Below are 19,159 nucleotides of genomic sequence, written 5' to 3'. Positions count from 1 at the left end.
AGGCGCTAGGCGCGCAACCCATCAGTTGCGTTAAGGCCAACGGAAAATGGCGCTATGGAGAAACAACCATGCATGATTTCCAACATCTGGAAGGCTTGTTTCGCCATGCTGCGGGCGAGACTGCCCTTAGCCGCCTGTTGCCAGGGGAAATGCTGGCAGATGCGATGCAGGACTACTTCCACCATTATGGCCTGGAGGCGCTGCTAACCGATGCCAGTGAAGTTCATGCAGGCTTTATCAATACGGGCCGCTTTACGCTGTGGTGCCAAGTGTGGAGTCCTCCTCAGCCGATAGGGACCGCGTTTGTGGTTCACGGCTACTTTGATCATATGGGGCTGTATCGTCATTTGCTTAAACGCCTGCTCGCCAAGGGCTGGCGAGTGGTGCTATGGGATTTACCGGGTCACGGGCTTTCTAGCGGCGCGCGCGCGGAAATAGAAGATTTTGAGGATTATCAACACAGCCTGACCTACGTGCAGACGATTTTAAAAACTCAGGGCATGGCGCCTGCACCTTGGTTGGGCGTGGGGCAAAGCACCGGCGCGGCCATTCTGGCGACCGATGCGCTCACCCGCCGTGAGGCAGCCAGCTGGTCAGGCCTGGTGCTGCTGGCGCCGCTGGTGCGGCCTTGGGGCTGGAGTCAAGCGAGCTGGGTACATTTAATCGCCAGCCCATTTTTAAAGGAGCTGCCGCGTAAATATCGTCCCAACTCCACGGATGAGCAGTTCACCGCGTTTCTGCGCGATGGCGACCCGCTGCAGCCTGAGCGCTTAAGCGTGGCATGGGTAAGCGCGATGCGCCGCTGGATGCCTCGCTTGCTGGCGTTAGAGCCGCTGGCGCTGCCCACTCTTATTCTTCAGGGCGAGCAAGACTTAACGGTCGATTGGGAATGGAATTTAGCCATTTTGGCGGAGAAGTTTCCCAACAACGAGATTCATCGACACCCAGACGCCCGTCACCATCTTGTGAACGAGGCCGATGCCATCCGTGAAGTATTGTTTGAAGCTCTGGATGGTTTTTTAGATCAGCTTAACGATAGCCAGCAGCAAGCCGTGCCTGCGGCTACGCCCCCCTTAACATTCGATCCAGCTGCCGGTAGCCAATCGCCTCAATAAGGTGCGGCTGAGTGGGCTTTTCGACACCTTGAAGGTCGGCAAGCGTTAACGCGACGCGCAGCACGCGGTGGTAGGCGCGGGCGGAAAGCTTGAGTTTTTCGAGCACCCCCGCCAGCCAAGCGCGCTCTTCATCATTGAGCGCGCAGGCGGCTTCCAGCGCTTTGCCGCTCAGCTGGCTGTTTAGCGCGCCGCGTTGCATTTGGCGTTCACGTGCCGCCATTACGCGTTCGCGCACCGCTGCGGAGGGTTCGCCCTGGGTCTGGGCGGTAAGCTGCTCCGGCGGCAGCGCCGGTACTTCAACTTGAAGATCAATACGGTCTAGTAACGGCCCGGAAAGCCGCGCTTGATAGCGCTGAATTTGGCTGGCCGTGCATTGACAGCGGTTTCTAGGGTCGCCTAAATGTCCACAGGGGCAGGGGTTCATAGCGGCTACCAGCTGAAAGCGCGCGGGGTAGCGGCGCTCATGGCTAGCGCGGGCTAAATGAATACTTCCCGTTTCTAGCGGCTGGCGCAAAACCTCTAATACATTACGCGAAAACTCGGGCAGCTCGTCTAAAAACAGCACGCCGTGATGGGCGAGCGAAATTTCACCGGGCTTAGGTTTTGAGCCGCTGTGAATTCCACTAAAAACAGCTACTAATGCTATACTGGAACAATATCTTACGTTATTTTCGACAAGTAAATACGCTACTAATTGACACCAATATAAGCGACTGGGTGTTAAAATCACAAATATATAGGCGACTGAATATGAATCGGCCTGTTAGAGTTATTGGAACTAACCGAAGGAGCCTTACTGGGCAGGTTTCTTTCTTACGAGGAAGCACTTGCAATTTTGAGTCATCATTAGAGCGCGATTTCCTGATGATCCTCGATTTTGATCCGTTGGTCGCTACGGTTTGTGAGCAGCCGCTAACCCTTAAGTATCAAGATGATGATCGAAAAAGGCGTCAGTACACGCCCGATATGCTCGTGACTTACTCGGATGAAGCGGCGCCGATTCTGTATGAGGTTAAGTATCGCGAAGATTTGAGAGAAAATTGGCACATTATGAAGCCTAAATTTCAGGCAGCTATACGCTATTGCAAGCAGCAAGGTTGGGGCTTTCGCATTGTGACTGAGCGAGAGATTAGAGGCACTGGCCTATTGAACAATGCACGATTTCTAAGGGCCTATAGGGACTTGGCAGAGGACTCGGCTACCGCTACTCACTTGGCTAGAACCCTTGCCGTGCTCGGTGAAACAACACCTGAAATTCTACTTACAGCTGCTTATGCGAATGAGGAAAAGCGTATGTGTGCGCTTAGTTGTTTATGGCAAATGATCGCTATAGGCCGTGTTCATGCTGACCTCATACGCCCATTAAACATGTCCAGCCCCATATGGATTACTAACGGAGAAGGTTTCTTATGGCTACAGAGCCCGCTTTTCTATCGGTAACTACTGGGTCTGTGATAACAGCCAATGGTCGTACCTATAGAGTTTCGCACTTGTTGGATGCAGCAACCCTCCTTGCTAAAGATACCGACACTGGAGAGGTGCACCGTCTGTCTGCGCATCAGCTTCGTCCCGTAACGGATATAGAGCTTGGAGAAGGTGGTGTTGCTGAAGGAAAGGATTTATCCGAGATCGAAGACGAAGACTGGCAAGTTGCTCAGCAGCGGTTTGCAGCAATCCGTCCTCTACTTGACGATCCATTTCGTACTCGTGCAAAGGCAGAGCAGTTAGCAGAAGAAGCCGGTGTTCACGTTGCCACTTTATACCAATGGGTTAAGGACTATCACGAGGCTGGCCATATTTCAGCATTGATACCAGCCCCGCGAGGCCGCAAGCCAGGTACGAAAAAGCTCGATAAGAAAGTCGAGGCAATAATCGAAGGGGCGATCAATGACTTATATCTAAGTCGTCAACGATATAAGCCCAGTGACGTAATTATCACTGTCAAAGCTCATTGCAAACAGGCCGGTTTACTTCCTCCTCACTCCAATACAATCCGTAACCGCATAAAACAGATTTCGACACGTGAAACGATGAGACGCCGCGGGCTACGAGATAAGGCGCGTGACACCTTTGCTCCTATCAGGGGAGAGTTTCCAAATGCGGATTTCCCTCTTGCTGTTGTTCAAATAGATCATACGCCTGCTGACGTCATCTTAGTTGATGAAGAGCATCGTCTGGCGCTTGGCCGACCGTGGATAACTCTGGCTATTGATGTCTTTTCACGAATGGTGGTGGGGATTGCGGTTAGCATGGAAAAGCCCAGTGCTATCTCAGTGGGTTTGTGTGTCTCCAATGCCATGTTGCCTAAGCATGAATATCTTGCAAACCTGGGGGTGGGGCAAGAGTGGCCAGTCTGGGGGAAAATGCGTGTTCTGCATGCTGATAACGCGAAAGAATTCCGGGGGAAAATGCTGCGCCGGGCTTGTGAACAATACGGTATCGACCTGCAATTACGTCCGGTAAAGCTTCCCCACTACGGCGGACATATAGAGCGTTATATGGGTACTGCTGCAAATGAGATACACACCTTACCTGGCACAACATTTTCCAACGTTGAGCAACGGAAAGGATATGACTCAGAAAAAGAATCAGCGCTCACCCTTCGTGAGTTTGAGCAGCATTTAGTTGAATTTATTGTTGGGGTGTATCACCGTCGCAAGCATTCTGAATTGAACATGCCACCAATGCGCAAGTGGCAACTCGGTATATTAGGAGACTCAACACAGCCGGGCTTGGGGATGCCGCCTATACCAACTGACCCCACGCGTTTGAAGTTAGACTTCCTTCCTCTTTATTCACGCACTGTGCAGCGCTACGGCGTCCAGCTGGATGAAATTAATTACTACCATGAAGTGTTGAACCCTTGGATTGGTTCAAAAGACCCCGAAAATCAAACGAAGGCTCGTTCATTTACTATCCGTCGTGATCCACGCGATATCAGTAAAGTCTATTTCTACGACCCTGAAAGTGAGATCTATTACATGGTTCCTTATCGGAATCCTACTCGACCAGCGATTAGTGTGTGGGAGTTACGGGAAGCAACTCGCCGCATTCGAGAGGAAGGACTGCGGCATGTTGATGAGGATGTGATTTTTGAGACCATTCTCAAGATGCGTCATCGTGTTGAACAGGCCGTCACGAAAACGAAGCAAGCAAGACGTCAGATGGCTCGTATCAATACGACGAAGAAACTCGCCAAGAAAACGGAATCTGTTGAAACACAAGCGCCTGCTAAGAGTGTTTTTCCTGCTCCACCTCAAACAGAGGTGCAAAGTGAGATTGATATATTCGCACTGCCTATAGAACCATTCGATGACGATGCCTAGGGAATGAATATGGCCCATTTTGATCACCTCAAGCCAGAGATTGCTGAGACACTCACCTGGACGACGGAAGACCGCATTTATTTCGCTCAGCAAAACCATTGGATTTCCTATCCTAGGGCCAAAGAAATCATGACCCGGCTTGAGGATCAATTAGCACATCCCCGTGTACAGCGGATGCCCAACACGTTGCTGGTCGGAGAAAGCGGGAATGGAAAAAGTACATTAATCGACCGTTTCAGAGAAAAGCATCCTGTGAAGATTCTTCCCTCTGGAGAGCCATTAGCACCTGTCATTGTTATGGAAATGCCCTCCGAACCAAATGAGGGGCGTTTTTGGACTGAGTTACTTCTGTCATTAAAGATAGCCCACAGAGATACGGATCCCGTGCAGCGTAAGGAGAACCAAGCTATTTCGGTATTAACTTACGTACAAGCCAGGATGCTCATTATTGATGAAATCCACAATGTGCTACATGGAAGTGCAAGACAACAGAGGCATTTTCTAGGAATGCTTAAAAGATTGAGCAATAAGCTACAGCTTCCGCTTGTAGCCGTCGGTACGCGTGACTCCATTCTCGCGCTGCACACCGATACTCAACTCTCAAGTCGCTTTGAGCCGCTGGCACTACCTCGATGGCAGTTAGATGTTAGCTTCTTGCGCCTCTTGGCCAGCTTTGAACGCTTACTGCCATTAGCTGAGCCCTCTCAGCTGTCTAGTCAGGATATCGCGATAAAGCTACATAGTATGAGTGGGGGCACCATCGGCGGCGTAGCGACCGTGCTTAAAAGAGCGACCGTTAAAGCGATCCGAGATGGTAAAGAGCATATAGACGCTAAGCTTCTTGATAACATCGGCTGGGTTAAACTCTCTGATTATGGCAAGGAGGCGCTTAAACTGTGATCAGAGGAAGCTGGGCGATCATGCTATCACCAGCTAAGAATGAGCTGTTTACTTCGTGGTTGATGCGTAGCGCCTTTGCTCACGGCCTGACCCCCTATCGGTTTGCTAATTACTGGGCTCCATCTATTCCTATCTGGAGCCGTGACATTGATCGTAGTGCCAGTGATGAGCTGCTCTATACCGTGTCGCGCCACTCAGGTTTTGATGTTGCGTCAGTCGAAAGGATGACATTACGTTCAATTGAGCAGAGTTTGGTAAAAATTCATCGTCAGGGAAATGTCCCCTTTCTTCTGTCAGCGGGGATATCTAACAAGGTACGTACCCAGCACGGCCTCCAATATTGTTCCGAATGCTTCAAGGATTATGGGGCCATCTATTATCGTGACTGGCGTTTAGGGTTTATGGTTGTTTGTCCTTACCATGGCGCCATGATGAGCGATGCTTGCCCACGTTGTGATGCGCCATTGATGCCACATCTAAGTACCGTGCAAAGAATGGATCGCTGTACGGTATGTGGGGTGTCGCTTCTTTCTCGCAAGTTACCAACCTTGTGCTGTTCTCCATTAGTGTTAGCTCTTCAATCCCAGCTACTGAAATTAGCGAATGGAACTCCGACTAACTTGCTCCCACAAGCGTCCACCAGTCCGGAAGCTCTGAGTGTCATTCGGGTAATGGCAGGCGTGCTCGCTAATTCGCTACAGCATGATCGACTGAGGCATCATTACGACTTGAAACCCTTCCATCGTCCTTCAAATCAGCGTTGCTTGTATGAGCATCAGCGTGTTGCCTATAGGACTGCAATTTTGGAAACCTTGGCATATTGGCTTCTTGATTGGCCATCGTCATTCCAAGAAGGTTCAAGTGTGCTTGGTCTAACTCAGAGGACATTCATAAAATCTATAATGCCTGCTTTTTTTGCTGAGCAGTTGTCATATCTGCCTGTGGGGGTACGAAGAACGCGCAGCACGAATCAGCAGCCAAAAGGCCCTTGTCTAAATCGGTGCCGACGAACTGAGCTTGTACAGTTCCGCCAGGAAAGAGCTCGACATATATTAAGTTTTTTAGGATACCCATTTTTGTGAGTCATAAGCCCCACTTGCAGTGTGATGACTGTGGTCGATCCATGCTTAAGGCGCAAAGGCGCTACAAAGGGAGCGCTTACTGCTCGACATGTTATGCCCGTGAGTTTAAGAAGAAGACTTGCACTAAATGCGGCGAGTCAGTGCGAGCCCATAAGTATGAAGAGAACCCGGTCTGCGGTGAGTGCCTCAGGCTGCACCGTGTCTGCGCGCGCTGCGATAAGCCGCTGCCGAGAGCCGGTTATCTTATTGGTCACGCTGCGTTTTGCAAAAGCTGCGCTCCGCATGGGCGAGAGGAACATACCTGTTCCCGTTGTGGATGTCTTTCTAGCAGATATTCACGCATCACTAATGGTGAACTTTCAGAGATTATCTGCCAGGCATGCGAAAGGAAGGCCTGCGCATTTGTAACCTGCTCGGTTTGTCGGAAATATCGTCAGCTCCATCAATATGATGTTGAAGGACGAGCTGTTTGTAGAGATTGCAGCGGGCCATATCCAAAAACTCACTCATGTCCTGACTGTGGAGCAGATACTCCCGGTGGTGGCAACGCCCCTTGCCAAGACTGTTCTTTAAAACGCCGTTTAGACCGACGAATAATGCTGAACCTTGAGTTATTTGAAGCTTCTTGGTGTAGAGCGCTATTTCTTGAGTTTTGCTCTTGGGAAAGGCTTCCTAGGCAAGCGGGAAATATGACGACGCGAATAGATAGTTATGCGCGTTTTTTGGTCATACTCGAACGGAATACTTTGTCCGTCAGAGATATTGATCAGCAACACTTATTCAATTTATTTGGAGCTGAAAAGCTTCGCCGTTCTTTTCATGTGGTGAATTTCTTAGTAGAAAAACTAGGCATAGAGTGGGATAACGAAGAGAAAGAGCAAGCGATTGAAAATAAGAGGATTAATGATATTTTGCAATGTTATGAGAAGCAGCCTTGGCATCGTGAGGTCGTCGACTATGCAAAAGAATTGAGTGAGAGAGTTACTTACAAAGAGACACCAATCAAACCTTTGACTGTTAGGAACTATCTGCGAGCAGCTATAGAGCTATTGATGTCAGCCAAGGTATCTTCCATTCAGGAACTTCCCGAAGAAGCTATCGTATCTCATGCTAAGAAAAAGCCAGGGCATTGTGCTTCCTTAGCTGTTTTCAGAACCTTTGCCAAAGATAAATACGCCGTTAATCTCGTGTTACCTGAGAAAAAAAATAAAGGGATAAGCAATAAGCAACACGTTAAAAAAATTAAGGCAGTAATGGAAAAGCTTGTTTCAACACCGAACGAGCGCGAAGCTAAAGCTTTAATGCCTGCAGCAATTTCAATGCTTTATCAGTTGCCATTAAAAAAGGTACTTATGCTTCGCTGTGCACACGTTGTGCAATCCAGCCGAAAGGTGTTCATTACTGTGGATGATGAGCGCTACGAGCTCCTCGGGCCGCTGCCTCATTTAATGAAGGTAGATCAGTTGGGAATCGACCCTGAGGCTTTTATCTTTGCTGGCAGAAGCCGTATGCAGCCTATGAGCACGGGAACTGTGCGGTACCATGTAAAAAAGCTTGAAGCGCAAATAGGAATGTAAGGTGTAGAGCTTGGCCAATGTGAGCCCTATGATAATTCGCATGATAACCATTTGTTATCGCTGACAGGCTGCCACACCTTTGCCATTTTTTTATTCGCATCAAATTGGCTATTCGCTCTAGTGGTCAATACTGATGCCTGTGATTGTTAAATCCGACCTCGCGCTCCACCACCTGAGGAACCGGGACCTTCTACATATTCGAGGTTCAGATCAACTTCAATCCGAACAGGAGGAATACCATAAACCTCATCTTCCAATCTCGACTTTGCATAGTTATTAAGTGCAAATCGCTCGCACAGGTGTCCACCTTCTCGCCATTCTGATTTTGAAAGTCCAAGTACAGTGACTAATCCCAAGCCAGCATGGTAGATTTTGTAAGGCATTGAATTTTGGCTTTCCCTTGTGCCATGAATTATCGGCTCTTGCCAAAAAAGCTCCAAAAAATTTCGCTGCGGTTCAGTAAGATTAGAAATCGTTTGATTCACCATCCCCTTAAAACGATTTTTTTCGAACTCAATAAAAAGTGGACGTACTACAGGGCTCAGCTGGAAAAAAACTCAGCAGCGGGTGCTTGATGTATTTTTGTGATCCAACCCGATTTGCTCAGCCAGCTAACTTCCTTTTCCCGGATATCCATGCGCTGCTCTGATTCAACCAATTCCCGAAGAACTCTGAGTTCTTTGGGATTGAGGTGTGGCAGGGTCATTCTCACCTTTTTTTTAAAGTTGGCCAGATCTCTCTCTTTTCTTAAACTAGCCTTTCGATCATTCTGCAAACTTAAGATCTTGAGACATCCAATTTCAAGCAACCTGACTACAAGGTATGAAACGGAGAACGCTCCAACTGTCAGGAAAAGAATTATGTAATCATCGGGAAAGCCAATATTAGAGAATAGTTTTGAGGCTGGCCTCCAGAGCAATAGAACAAGCAAAACCGTACCTAGTGCTCTAGCTGCTGATGTTACAGATGAGATCGAATCAAAGAATCTAATAGCCCATTCAGGCACAAAACCCCCTAAATTTAACGGTTTATGAGTGCGCATGCGTGCCTTTCTGGCAACAAGCACCTAACTATCTATCTGTAATGCTTCGTTAACTTAGGTGTCCAACATATCCCATTCGTCACCTAGAACCCAACGCAGCGCTGATAACTGTATTAATGGGCTCTGTGAAACTTAGAAATCGTATCGAACCCCTAAAGCCCACCAATCCTTATCAATCGCATTGATCTCCCTATCTGTACTGCTAGCATATTCTAAATATACAAACATTGGATCACTAAGCCGGTAGCTGCCACCCGCAACGTATTGGACGTCACTCAAATTCATGTCACTATTTTCCATATAGCTGACGTTCCCGTATATTTTGCCTTCTGAGTAACTAAAAACGGGTGCTATACCATAATGACGAATATCTCCCTGCTCTTCAAATAACGCACCGACACTTAGCTGTGGAGATATTTTGTAGGTTACGCTTGCCCCGAGTAGAGCATCATCATCACCTTCTGCTTCATCATAGCCAGCGGCAAAACGTACCGGGCCTGTTTCATAGGCTACATATCCCATTAGGTTAAGTGTTTCTTCTTCACCTGCATCTTCATCTTCTGGATCGAGCTTTCCAGCGACACCCAGGCTGAAGCCATCGAAACTTTGGGATTCAAAAGAGATAGAGTTTCCACGGGCGCGGGCACCACCTTTTGCCAAGGCTCGCCAATCCACAGTATTTCTTACATTGATAACCTTGGATATGTTCTGATAATAGATGGAGTCAAAGTTACCAACCTTTACGGCTCCGACGTCTTCAAATCGTAGCCCTACATATGTGTTCCTTATATCATCAATGACGTTAGGCCGTGCCTCGTCACGATCATTAGCGGTGAATCTAAACTCGGCTCTTATAAAACCCTCTAGCTTAGGATTTATCCTATGTCCAGCTTTAAAGCCAAGGCGTGAACCTTCTTCACTAATATAGTCGTTACCGTCATCGTTGTTTAACGTCAAGTGTATACGGCCATATAGGTCAAAGTAAGTTTCTCCGTCTTCATACACATTGAATGCCTGTGTGGTTCCTGAAAACCCTAAACCTGCTACTAGTGCCAATGTAGAAATGCCATGGCATTTTTTGTTGTTCAACAACATGTTTACTCCCTGATTTATCTTTTTGAGTTTGTTTTTACACTGCCGTGAGATTTTTTTTCTTTTTGGCCCTCCTCTTTTTTATTAAATGTTGTATGGCGTAGGCATTAATAAGCCGCTCACTCAGCCAAAGCGGGAGACTTTTTCATTGAATTTCCTTTGCGAGAAATTCTACTTTAAAGCACTACGGTTTGGTGGGGGGATTACCAGTGTGACTGAGGTATCGGCATGAACGAAGTTTAGGCAACCTACACTCAACGCAGATCCCAATAAAATTTTTTTCATTATGAGTACTTTTCCAGGTTAAATTAAATGTAGACGGTTTAACCGTCTAAAGAGATTGACTGATCCACCCAACTGGCACTCGTATGACTGGTGTAAATAACCAGTTTCTGAGCGGCTTTAGCCTGTAATAAAAGCGTGCTCACCTGATGACTACGCTCTGGATCCAATCCTGTACAGGGCTCATCTAAAAGTAAGATTGGAGGAGAAGAAAAATAAGCGTGAAGCAACATAAAACGCTGTAGTTCACCACCAGAGACATCACAGGCATAGCGAGAGAGTAAGCTAGGAGAGAGGTCCAGCAGTCTTAGTCCGTCGAGTACTGTCTTTGTGGGGACTAGAGCAAACCAATCCACAAGTTTTTCGCGAGGTAGTACGGTAGGATGTTGCCCTACGTACGACATTAATCGTGAGCGTAGAAATGCAAAGTGGGCGGGTGTCATTGTGCTTGGTGTGAACTGCTGATCGTGGGTTCGTATGCACAAGTGTGCCGTTCCTAAGCTTCGACTTCCCCAAATTCGTGAGAGCAAAGTCGATTTTCCTGAGCCTGACGCTCCCCAGATCTGTACGATCTGCCCTGTTTGTGCCGTTATGCGAAGTGGCCCATGATGTATGCCATTGCCTTCATACTGCAAAATCACAGTTGGTTTATTCATTAAATCATTGCCTTAACAAGAGCTTGGGCGATGAGATGCTCAGGCTCAGTAAGCAAACGATCCATAATGGATTCGCTGACGATGCGGCCTTGATCCATCACGATGGCCCGATCAGCAATGAGTCGAGCTAGACGTAAGTCATGAGTCACAAACACCATGGCAGTCTGTGTTTGGTTTCTCAAATTAGAGAGCACATCTAAAAAATCTGCTTGAGCGACTGAGTCGAGACCAGCAGTGGGTTCATCTAAAAATAAAATGCTCGGCTGATGGATCATGGCCGCAGCGATTTGTACGCGTTGGCGCATCCCTCCCGAAAAGTTCTTCACTGGCTCATGTAATCGTTCTGGACATAAACCAAGTCGCTGGCCCCATTTTTGTGCTTGTTTGAGTGCATCAACCGCACGGTTGTCACCTAAATCAAAAAGACGACGTACGATATTAGTGGCGGCACTTTGTCTCAGGTTTAGGGTTGTGCTGGCATCCTGAGCCACATAGCCACACGCCCGCCGACGTAAAAGGTTAGTTTGATAAAGACTGGTACGTAGTAAATCCTGGCCTAAAAGGGAAAGAGCCTGACAGTTGTTAGATAGCTGTCGTCCAGCAAGTATATTCAGAAGACTTGATTTTCCAGCACCTGAGGGGCCGACTAAAGCGAGAACCTCGGAAGGATAAAGCTTGAGGTGACAATCCGACAAAATACGGTGCCCAGCTATTTCAAGTGAGATAGCCTGTGCTGTCAGCACGGGATCTGGCAAGCTAAACATGAGCGCGCTCCTTGCATGCTTCGGAGTCGGAACATACCCAATGGGGGGTGTTTGACGTACCAATATTATCCAAATAATGAATAGATGAGCCGCAGATACAACATGCTGTATCGACTTTTTTCAGGCTAGCAGGCAGGTCAACAAAAGCTAAGTTTGCTAAGGGTGTATAGGCAGGCAATGCATAAATTCGTCGCTCGCGTGCGGCGCCAAAAATCTGAATAGCAGGCATCATCGCCATGCGGGGGTTATCCATAGCAGGAATAGGCGACGGTGACATTAAGACCCCATCATTAACAATCACAGGGTGGTCGTATCCTAAGCACGCCTCATCTTGTTGCAACCATGTTTCAAATAGAGCGCTTAACACGACACCGTAATCATGATGTGCGTGCCGTGTCAGTGCTTCGGCCGCATCATTAATAAATCCACGTAGAGGGTCAGGTCGAGGAACTTGGTACACCACAATTTGCTCTTCCCGCAACGGGCTTTCAGGGACTCGCTGACGCGTTTGAATGAGAGTAGCCTTTGAGCTTGTTGTCGTAATTGATATGTTTGCCGTTTTAGTAAAAAAATCCGCGATATTCAGGGCATTAACGGTATCATCCGAACCATGATCGACTACCTTTAACGTGTCATTCGGTTCTAATAAGGCAGCGGTAATAGCCATGCCTCCTACCCCCCAACCATAGGCAATGGGTAGCTCAGGAGCTGAGAAAGGTATTTGACGTCCAGGTAGACAGAGTGCTTTTAGGGTTTTACGACGTATTTCTTGTTTGGACGGTAGATCAAGGTAGGCATAATTCATATTTCCTCCTTAGCCTGAACTCGGCGTAAACGCGCTAAATCAGCATCAAAGTCAGAGTAATGAGGTAATTTCAAATGGCTGACATAGCCGGATGCAGCGACTCCGTCGGTATGCATGAGTGCATCACTGGTAGCACCCTCAATTTTAAAGTGCTGATCTACGATTGCCATGGCGACGGCTTTACGCTCGTTAGCTCCAAAAGCAATACCAAAACCCGCTTCTAAATGTGGAGATGAGCTAAAATTTGGAGCCACAGTAGTGCAGGCAGTTAACTCAACCTCACCAATGGATACGGTTAAATTGAGGTCTTCCAGCTCTACGAATATTTCAACGCTCCCTCTCATTAATTGCGCTACATAGGGATGACTCGTTGAGGCTTTACGCAAACTCTCGTAAGCTAATCCAGTTAAGTAGCCTTCTTCGCCACGAGCGAGATGAGCGAGACGCTCGCAAGGATCAGGTAAAGAAGGCAAAACAGTTCGCGTAATGTCTATCGGAGCTTTAGATATTTCGGTGCGGATAAGATCTGCGTACAGTGGCTCAGAGCTAGAGGGCGATGAGGGAGCTGTTATCACTGATTTAGGTAACTCGCACTGAGGGCGAGAGTGTTCTAAATCCATATTCAGTAAGCGGTGGGTGTAGTCGTAAGTGGCGCCTAAAATTTGCCCTCCAGCCAACTCTTTTTGCGTGGCGGAAATGTGGCGACTGTAATGCATTGTTTTTAGATCTATGTTTTGGCTTGAGCCAAAATTGGCTAATTGCGCGCGATGAGCACGTACGAGAAATACCGCTTCGGCAATGTCTCCCTGAGCTTGCTTAAAGGCAATAGCAGCAAAACGTCGATCGTATAAGCCCCCCTCACTCATGATCCGATCAAGAGCTAACGACATTTGTGCCATGATTTGATTAATTTCAATCTCGGGGATTGTGTCGTCGCCTCGGCGACTCCGTTCTACGGCTATACGGGAAGCAGCAATTGCTTGTTCACCACCCTTTACTGGTACGTACATTAAATGATCTCCAAAGTTAAGTGACGTGGTAATACAACCAGCTGCGTGTCAGCGCATAGTAGTAGGTCCACTCCACGCGGGTAATCGGCACGAAAAGCAATATGATCAATGACTACATTTTGATGTAACCCTGAAAAATATAAAGTGTGTGGTTTGTTGAGTCCTGCACCGGTGGCTCGTATAGCAAGCCCCCCGTTTGTAGGTGATATGGCGGCTATTTCCATGACAAGGGTTGCCCCACTTTCAGGCGCCTCACGGCTTCCTGCTGGAATATGTTGTAAGTGATGCCGTTGAGAACCTGCAAAAACCCATTCGGGAGTTTGGCTCAAGGTTGCGCCTGTATTCAAAATACGGCTTGTTAATTCCTTATTTTCCACCTCAATAGCTACCGTCGTTTGGCTGTCTAGAAGGCAGTCAACGATGCAATGAATAGCACGCTCTTCTAGTTGCTGTATGCGCATTGGGTAACCAAAGGCATGCAGTAGTCGCCGATAAGTACGCGTCTGCCGATGTAACTCATCGTCATGTCTGTGCTCAGATCGTAAAGGTATTTTCATGATTCTAAGTTTTTTGTGTGGTGTAGAAACGTACAGAAGTAGCAGCCGTCAGCTGCTCCCTCTCAGCCTTTTTTAGCTCTAACTGTTGGCGTATAGGGTGCAGCACCAGCTCACGTTGGTGGGAGGGGGCCGTTTGTAGAAAGGCGTCTAGATAGGCCGCTAACTCCGCTTTGCGTAGATCGGAGCCCAAATGTACTGCGTAACCTTGAATTTTCCCAATAGCGATTACGCAGCGAGTACAAGAAGCCTCACCAAACTGAAATGACACTGAGGCCTTACAAGCTTGTGTATTGAGCTGCACCAACCCCGTTTCAGGGCCAGCGAGTTTTTGTATAGGCACACCCGGATTGTAAGTAGCCCAGATATTTTCCAGATAATCTCGGTTAGCTCGGGCAAGTAGCCCGAGCCAAGTTTGACGTTCTTGACTCATGGCTATGACTTATTACGATAATACGGTAGCGTTGTAAATATCTTCTGCGGGCTGGACTAACAAGCGTTCTCCCATTTCGAGCTTCATTTCAGCCAAAATGATCTCTTCTTCTGGTGAGCGGTCTTTCTTGCGTGCTAACTGAATGAACTCGGGGCGTACGTGTCCGGGACGGATGGTGATTTCAACAGCGGTGCCACGGTACTCGAAACGGAAGTAATAACGACCACCGGGGGACTCTTCTTCTTCGAGCCCTACTGAGTTATCAACAATGTAGCGACCCTCAGTAAGACCGCGGGTAACAAACTCAATCGCATCTCTACCCCCTGGGCCTCCAAAGGCTGTGACACAGCGAATTTCACGTCGTTCAGGCAAACGACCATTATCTAGCAAGGGCCAGGCTCGCTGCATAACTTTTAGCCCGTGGGCTACACCACCCGGATAACCGGCACCGTGGTATTTTAATAACTCATCAAAGTGGACTGTAAATTCATGTCCATTTTCCAGATAGGAGATTGTATCGTTACTCATTGTATTTACCTTTGTTTAGAGGATAAGAAATGGGCATATCTTGATCCGGTTCACGTATTCCAAAAACCGGGCAGATTGTGCTTTGAAAATGTTCTCCCGTTTGCACCATTAGACGGCGTAGTCTGACGTTGTATAAACGGGATAACTCAGACTCGGTTAACAGCTCATCAGCTGGACCAAATTTAATCTGATCGTTGGTGTGCATCAGCAGTACTTTGTCTGCGAGATGCAGAGCGTGTTGCGGATGGTGAGTGGTAAAAACGACCGAATGGCTACGTACTCGGCGTAACTCGAATAAGACGTTAAGCAATAAGTCCTGATTAGCTAAATCTAAAGCTGAAGCCGGCTCATCAAGTATGAGTACCTCAGCACCAGTAGCTAAAGCACGAGCAAGCAACACTAATTGGCGCTCGCCGCCGGATAGAGAGCCATATAAACGATAAGCAAAATGCCCTCCGCCTACTTTTTCCAATGCTTCAAGAGCTAGCTTACGATCCCGCTGTGAAGGAAGGCTGAACATGGGAAGCAAGGCGGCTCGTGCCATGAGTACCACATCGAGGCAACAATGGTTTTCACTACCGTATTGGTATTGAGGTACATAGCCGATGAGGTGGGGTACCTGCCGTTGTCCTTGATCTAAACGTTGTGAGCCTAATAGAGCTTTTAGCAACGTAGTCTTACCGCGTCCGTTTGGGCCCAAAATGGCCAACGTTTCGCCCTTTTGTACGTTAAAACTTAAATCCTGAAAAATCACACGTTCACTAAAACGTACGCACGCTCCAGTTAAACTGAGATGAGAGGTAAAGACGGTTTGCATGATTAAGCCCTTTCACGTCGACGAGTGCATAGTAAGTACACAAAGACGGGGGCGCCAACTAGAGCTGTGAGTACGCCTAAAGGAATCTCTGCAGCAGTTAAACTACGAGCCAACGTATCAGTCAAAATCATGAAAGTGGCACCCAGCATAAGACTCGTGAAATAGAGCCGGCGGTGATCTTCGCCTACTAACATACGAGCAAAGTGTGGGATTACGAGTCCTACCCACCCCACTACGCCCGATGCGGTTACGCAGGCGCCGATAATGATAGAAATCAACGCGAAGACGATCATCCGGGAGCGTGCAACATGGATGCCAAACGACTTAGCTTCGTCGTCACCCATAGCGAGTACAGCAATGCGATAGCGCATTCTATTCAGTAGGTAAATGCTGGCAATGAGTATAGGAGCAGTTTGTGCAAATTTTTCCCAACTCGCCGTTGCAAAGCTTCCCATCAGCCAAAAGACGATGGCAGGTAAACTCGTTTCTGGATCCGCGGCATATTGAACTAACGAAATACCTGCTGCAAATAAAGCATCAATAACAATTCCAGCAAGCACAATAGTCATCAAAGTACGACCCGCCATATTTGAAATCAGCACTACTAAAAACAGAGCAGCAAATGCTGATACAAACGTAGCCCCCATCAGTAGCGGCCCCCCTACTCCAGCCAAAATTGCCAGTGATCCTCCTAATGCTGAACCTGAGGATAAACCTAGCACTTTAGGTGAAACGAGAGGGTTACGAAATAAGGTTTGTAAGGCTACCCCGCAGATGGCAAGCCCAGCCCCACATACTCCTGCCAATAATATGCGCGGCAAGCGTACATTCAAGATCACCAACGCATCCATATGCTGTGAGTTATCACCTCGTAAGGCTGCATATAGGATGGCTACAATCTCATCTAGCGCTACGCTGTATCGACCTACTGATAGCCCGATTAGCACAGTCGCTATAAGCAGTAGGGACAAAAGAGGCCAATGACTAGCACGCCAAGTGCTCAGGGTAACTGGCTCAACCATTTCTGAGGACGAGTGAATCGATCGCGTATATGTGTTCATTGTTTACGAAACACTTGATAACCGTGACTGTCGCCGTTCATAGCAATACGCAGAATTCGATCTATCTGCTCATCCGATAGGTCAAAGTTATAAAGTAATTTGAAGCCTTCTTTTAATTCGTGACGTAGGTCAAAAGAGAAAATATCGGGATGAGTAAGATTGGCCAGCCACATCCATGTGTAGGGGCTTTCATGGGAAGCACTATCCCAGATATATCCACCTTGAGGTGTCTTATAAACGCGTTTTTGTACGGCGGCATTTAAGCGAGAAAGTAATGGGTCGTCGTATATCGCTTCTAATCCAGCATCCGTCTCTGCTGCGGAAAGTAAGATAATATCTGGGTTCCATTCAAGAATCTGTTCCACGCTAACAGTGCTTTGTACGCCAGCTCCTTGAGCTACATTTTTAGCGCCAACCAGCTCGATGAAGGTTTGTTGATAACTTTTCTCACCAGTAGCAGTCAACTTGGATTTGGCAGAGCGCAAATGCAAAATGCTTGGTGTTGCATGAAAGCCTACTTGTTTTAAACCAGTAGTAATTTCACTTTGTACACGGTCACGCCAATCAATAAGCTTTGACAGTTTTTCAGTATTACCCGTGATATCAGCCACCATTTTCATATTGGCTCGGGCCAGCTCTTCTGTACCCGCATTGCCACCGCCTACCATTAGAGCAACGGGCAAACCTGCATTGCGAAGTGGAGCTACGATATCATCGCCGCGCTCACCCCACTGGATGACTAAATCCGGTTTAAGTTCTGCGATGGCCTCTACGTTGGGCATCCAACCACCGTTTTCCGACAAAATGTCACTGGAGATATCAACAGCTTCAGGAAACATAACGCTCATCATACCGCTCTCAAAGGCTCGTTTAGAGCCCTCATTCATACCCACTAACAGCTCGGTAGAACCATCTATTGCGATGAAGGTAGCTGCAGCTGGATTGGGCAGAGTAATGATACGTCTAGGAGGGGCTTCTAACTTAATTTCCTGTCCGGTTACATCAGTAAAGTTAAATTCTTGCGCTGACAAGTTACCTGATAACAAAGTTGTCGCTACTAGCACGGCAAAGCAACGGGGTATTGAGGTCATAACCTCTCCAATTAAGAATGAGATTGACTATCATTTTGATTAAAAATATTATAGCCAGTGTTTCATCAATTGGAATCGAAATGTTTATGACGGTGCGTGAAGTAATTTCGAACAAGCTAGCAGCAGTGTCTGTGCGTGACTTGCTTTTAGTTGAGGCCGTCGCAATGAAACGTAGTTTTCGTTATGCGGCCATAGACATGGGTATTTCGACCTCGGGCTTGTCTTATCAAGTAAAAAAAGTAGAGGAAATTCTCGGACAGCCCATTTTTGAAAGGGGGAGTAAAATAACACCCACTGCCTTTGGAAAGGAAGTTTTAGACTTAATCGCCGTAATTTTAGAAGGCGTGACTCGGCTTGAGGGGTTACGTGATGATGGCTTAGCTCTTCCCTTTGGGCAAACCTTACGTATTGGAGTGATTTCCTCACTGGCACCGGATAACTTGTTACGGATTATCCAGATTTGTGCTCACCGTTCAGGTAAAACTAAAGTCGAGTTGGTTAGTGGCAAGCATCAAGGTCTGTTACGGCGTTTACAGAACCGTGAAATTGATTTGCTAATTAGTGCAGCACAGTCGGTTCCTGAGGGGATGGCATATACAAGCTTATTCAAGGAACACTTTGTCTTACTAGTGCGAGCCGATAAACTTCAGCCTGAACTCCATCCTCTTATGCTCTGTGAGCCTGGATTACTACCACTTAGCGAGGATGATTTTGTTCCATCGCTAATTACTGAAGGCTTAAGTAAATTATTAAGCTCCGGCTTGACTCGTACATATGGCCTTGGTGTTGAGCATCGAATGGCTTTAGTTGCCGCAGGTTATGGTCATGCATTATTGCCGTATGGCTGGGTAAGAGATGTACATTTACCGGATCATTTAGCAGTGATGGAGCTTCCTCCCGCTTTATCGGCAGAGCGTGAATTAGGTTGCTTTTGGCGTCACTCATACATGATGGGGAGTCAAATTTCTCAGGCTTTTAGTGAAGCATGGATTACCTCTGCTATCAGGTAGTCGCGCCCATTATT

General features: G+C 47.5%; 20 protein-coding genes and 1 pseudogene. 7 read left to right on the top strand and 14 right to left on the bottom strand.

Annotated features, from left to right (window positions below; all coding sequences use genetic code 11):
* The first annotated feature begins 68 nt into the window (after nt 1-68).
* Nucleotides 69-1,115: an alpha/beta hydrolase gene (locus tag ACT3TR_RS07905; protein WP_096277087.1), complete on the top strand. Its 1,047-nt coding sequence runs from the start codon at nt 69-71 to the stop codon at nt 1,113-1,115.
* Here ACT3TR_RS07905 and ACT3TR_RS07900 read toward each other — a convergent pair.
* A pseudogene (locus tag ACT3TR_RS07900) lies at nt 1,063-1,734 on the bottom strand (ATP-binding protein); the annotation flags it as partial. The gene ACT3TR_RS07905 and the pseudogene ACT3TR_RS07900 overlap by 53 nt on opposite strands.
* A 131-nt stretch (nt 1,735-1,865) precedes the next feature.
* Here ACT3TR_RS07900 and ACT3TR_RS07895 point away from each other — a divergent pair.
* The 5 genes from ACT3TR_RS07895 to ACT3TR_RS07875 all read left to right on the top strand — a co-directional run bounded on the left by ACT3TR_RS07895 (nt 1,866) and on the right by ACT3TR_RS07875 (nt 8,000).
* A complete protein-coding gene (locus ACT3TR_RS07895) occupies nt 1,866-2,555 on the top strand; it encodes a TnsA endonuclease N-terminal domain-containing protein (protein ID WP_217990263.1) in 690 nt (229 codons plus the stop codon).
* A gap of 50 nt (nt 2,556-2,605) precedes the next feature.
* Entirely contained in the window at nt 2,606-4,441 is a 1,836-nt protein-coding gene (locus ACT3TR_RS07890) for a Mu transposase C-terminal domain-containing protein (RefSeq protein ID WP_176483351.1), read from the top strand.
* 9 nt (nt 4,442-4,450) lie between these two features.
* Nucleotides 4,451-5,341 (top strand): TniB family NTP-binding protein, encoded by an 891-nt coding sequence (locus ACT3TR_RS07885; protein ID WP_176483352.1) that lies wholly within the window; start codon nt 4,451-4,453, stop codon nt 5,339-5,341.
* A gap of 20 nt (nt 5,342-5,361) precedes the next feature.
* Nucleotides 5,362-6,423 (top strand): TniQ family protein, encoded by a 1,062-nt coding sequence (locus ACT3TR_RS07880; RefSeq protein WP_192524527.1) that lies wholly within the window; start codon nt 5,362-5,364, stop codon nt 6,421-6,423.
* 689 nt (nt 6,424-7,112) lie between these two features.
* Nucleotides 7,113-8,000: a hypothetical protein gene (locus ACT3TR_RS07875; RefSeq protein WP_096277095.1), complete on the top strand. Its 888-nt coding sequence runs from the start codon at nt 7,113-7,115 to the stop codon at nt 7,998-8,000.
* 146 nt (nt 8,001-8,146) lie between these two features.
* Here the strand turns inward: ACT3TR_RS07875 and ACT3TR_RS07870 are convergent, their stop codons facing one another.
* The 13 genes from ACT3TR_RS07870 to ACT3TR_RS07810 all read right to left on the bottom strand — a co-directional run bounded on the left by ACT3TR_RS07870 (nt 8,147) and on the right by ACT3TR_RS07810 (nt 18,135).
* Nucleotides 8,147-8,485 (bottom strand): hypothetical protein, encoded by a 339-nt coding sequence (locus ACT3TR_RS07870; RefSeq protein ID WP_141393021.1) that lies wholly within the window; start codon nt 8,483-8,485, stop codon nt 8,147-8,149.
* Nucleotides 8,486-8,541: 56 nt separating this feature from the next.
* The gene (locus ACT3TR_RS07865) at nt 8,542-9,042 is read right to left on the bottom strand and encodes a hypothetical protein (protein ID WP_141393022.1); all 501 of its coding nucleotides are present in this window, start codon (nt 9,040-9,042) and stop codon (nt 8,542-8,544) included.
* A 132-nt stretch (nt 9,043-9,174) separates the two neighbouring features.
* The gene (locus tag ACT3TR_RS07860; RefSeq protein ID WP_086961201.1) at nt 9,175-10,137 is read right to left on the bottom strand and encodes a porin; all 963 of its coding nucleotides are present in this window, start codon (nt 10,135-10,137) and stop codon (nt 9,175-9,177) included.
* Nucleotides 10,138-10,457: 320 nt separating this feature from the next.
* On the bottom strand, nt 10,458-11,072 hold the full coding sequence (locus tag ACT3TR_RS07855; RefSeq protein WP_016239123.1) for an ATP-binding cassette domain-containing protein: 615 nt from the start codon (nt 11,070-11,072) through the stop codon (nt 10,458-10,460).
* Nucleotides 11,072-11,836, bottom strand: coding sequence for an ATP-binding cassette domain-containing protein (locus ACT3TR_RS07850; RefSeq protein WP_016239122.1), 765 nt, complete (start codon nt 11,834-11,836; stop codon nt 11,072-11,074). The genes ACT3TR_RS07855 and ACT3TR_RS07850 overlap by 1 nt, the downstream gene beginning before the upstream one ends.
* The gene (locus tag ACT3TR_RS07845; protein WP_048766754.1) at nt 11,829-12,641 is read right to left on the bottom strand and encodes an alpha-D-ribose 1-methylphosphonate 5-phosphate C-P-lyase PhnJ; all 813 of its coding nucleotides are present in this window, start codon (nt 12,639-12,641) and stop codon (nt 11,829-11,831) included. Before ACT3TR_RS07845 ends, ACT3TR_RS07850 begins: the two co-directional genes overlap by 8 nt.
* Nucleotides 12,638-13,651 (bottom strand): carbon-phosphorus lyase complex subunit PhnI, encoded by a 1,014-nt coding sequence (locus ACT3TR_RS07840; protein WP_016239120.1) that lies wholly within the window; start codon nt 13,649-13,651, stop codon nt 12,638-12,640. The genes ACT3TR_RS07845 and ACT3TR_RS07840 overlap by 4 nt, the downstream gene beginning before the upstream one ends.
* On the bottom strand, nt 13,651-14,208 hold the full coding sequence (gene phnH / locus ACT3TR_RS07835) for a phosphonate C-P lyase system protein PhnH (RefSeq protein WP_048766753.1): 558 nt from the start codon (nt 14,206-14,208) through the stop codon (nt 13,651-13,653). Before phnH ends, ACT3TR_RS07840 begins: the two co-directional genes overlap by 1 nt.
* Before the next feature lie 4 nt (nt 14,209-14,212).
* Entirely contained in the window at nt 14,213-14,638 is a 426-nt protein-coding gene (gene phnG, locus ACT3TR_RS07830) for a phosphonate C-P lyase system protein PhnG (RefSeq protein WP_081194694.1), read from the bottom strand.
* A 12-nt stretch (nt 14,639-14,650) separates the two neighbouring features.
* Entirely contained in the window at nt 14,651-15,166 is a 516-nt protein-coding gene (locus ACT3TR_RS07825) for a hypothetical protein (protein ID WP_019282989.1), read from the bottom strand.
* The gene (locus tag ACT3TR_RS07820; protein ID WP_016239116.1) at nt 15,159-15,983 is read right to left on the bottom strand and encodes an ABC transporter ATP-binding protein; all 825 of its coding nucleotides are present in this window, start codon (nt 15,981-15,983) and stop codon (nt 15,159-15,161) included. Before ACT3TR_RS07820 ends, ACT3TR_RS07825 begins: the two co-directional genes overlap by 8 nt.
* 2 nt (nt 15,984-15,985) lie before the next feature.
* A complete protein-coding gene (locus ACT3TR_RS07815; protein ID WP_226913506.1) occupies nt 15,986-17,005 on the bottom strand; it encodes a FecCD family ABC transporter permease in 1,020 nt (339 codons plus the stop codon).
* 35 nt (nt 17,006-17,040) lie between these two features.
* The gene (locus ACT3TR_RS07810; RefSeq protein ID WP_096277102.1) at nt 17,041-18,135 is read right to left on the bottom strand and encodes an ABC transporter substrate-binding protein; all 1,095 of its coding nucleotides are present in this window, start codon (nt 18,133-18,135) and stop codon (nt 17,041-17,043) included.
* 23 nt (nt 18,136-18,158) lie between these two features.
* Between ACT3TR_RS07810 and ACT3TR_RS07805 the strand changes: the two genes are divergently transcribed.
* The gene (locus ACT3TR_RS07805) at nt 18,159-19,145 is read left to right on the top strand and encodes a LysR family transcriptional regulator (protein ID WP_225734538.1); all 987 of its coding nucleotides are present in this window, start codon (nt 18,159-18,161) and stop codon (nt 19,143-19,145) included.
* Nucleotides 19,146-19,159 lie beyond the last annotated feature (14 nt).

Origin of the sequence: Halomonas sp. AOP12-B1-6 (assembly GCF_052379225.1) — a bacterium.
GTDB classification, from domain to species: domain Bacteria; phylum Pseudomonadota; class Gammaproteobacteria; order Pseudomonadales; family Halomonadaceae; genus Vreelandella; species Vreelandella casei.
This window is presented reverse-complemented; position numbering and strand designations above follow the sequence as displayed.

Bases quoted from the DNA above. Each gene is read 5' to 3' on its own strand.
- ACT3TR_RS07840 (WP_016239120.1), bottom strand. From the start codon at position 13,651: ATGTACGTACCAGTAAAGGGTGGTGAACAAGCAATTGCTGCTTCCCGT.
- ACT3TR_RS07885 (WP_176483352.1), top strand. From the start codon at position 4,451: ATGGCCCATTTTGATCACCTCAAGCCAGAGATTGCTGAGACACTCACC.
- ACT3TR_RS07815 (WP_226913506.1), bottom strand. From the start codon at position 17,005: ATGGTTGAGCCAGTTACCCTGAGCACTTGGCGTGCTAGTCATTGGCCT.
- ACT3TR_RS07810 (WP_096277102.1), bottom strand. From the start codon at position 18,135: ATGACCTCAATACCCCGTTGCTTTGCCGTGCTAGTAGCGACAACTTTG.
- ACT3TR_RS07825 (WP_019282989.1), bottom strand. From the start codon at position 15,166: ATGAGTAACGATACAATCTCCTATCTGGAAAATGGACATGAATTTACA.
- phnG (WP_081194694.1), bottom strand. From the start codon at position 14,638: ATGAGTCAAGAACGTCAAACTTGGCTCGGGCTACTTGCCCGAGCTAAC.
- ACT3TR_RS07905 (WP_096277087.1), top strand. From the start codon at position 69: ATGCATGATTTCCAACATCTGGAAGGCTTGTTTCGCCATGCTGCGGGC.
- ACT3TR_RS07865 (WP_141393022.1), bottom strand. From the start codon at position 9,042: ATGCGCACTCATAAACCGTTAAATTTAGGGGGTTTTGTGCCTGAATGG.
- ACT3TR_RS07880 (WP_192524527.1), top strand. From the start codon at position 5,362: ATGCTATCACCAGCTAAGAATGAGCTGTTTACTTCGTGGTTGATGCGT.
- phnH (WP_048766753.1), bottom strand. From the start codon at position 14,208: ATGAAAATACCTTTACGATCTGAGCACAGACATGACGATGAGTTACAT.
- ACT3TR_RS07820 (WP_016239116.1), bottom strand. From the start codon at position 15,983: ATGCAAACCGTCTTTACCTCTCATCTCAGTTTAACTGGAGCGTGCGTA.
- ACT3TR_RS07860 (WP_086961201.1), bottom strand. From the start codon at position 10,137: ATGTTGTTGAACAACAAAAAATGCCATGGCATTTCTACATTGGCACTA.
- ACT3TR_RS07875 (WP_096277095.1), top strand. From the start codon at position 7,113: ATGACGACGCGAATAGATAGTTATGCGCGTTTTTTGGTCATACTCGAA.
- ACT3TR_RS07855 (WP_016239123.1), bottom strand. From the start codon at position 11,072: ATGAATAAACCAACTGTGATTTTGCAGTATGAAGGCAATGGCATACAT.
- ACT3TR_RS07895 (WP_217990263.1), top strand. From the start codon at position 1,866: ATGAATCGGCCTGTTAGAGTTATTGGAACTAACCGAAGGAGCCTTACT.
- ACT3TR_RS07850 (WP_016239122.1), bottom strand. From the start codon at position 11,836: ATGTTTAGCTTGCCAGATCCCGTGCTGACAGCACAGGCTATCTCACTT.
- ACT3TR_RS07845 (WP_048766754.1), bottom strand. From the start codon at position 12,641: ATGAATTATGCCTACCTTGATCTACCGTCCAAACAAGAAATACGTCGT.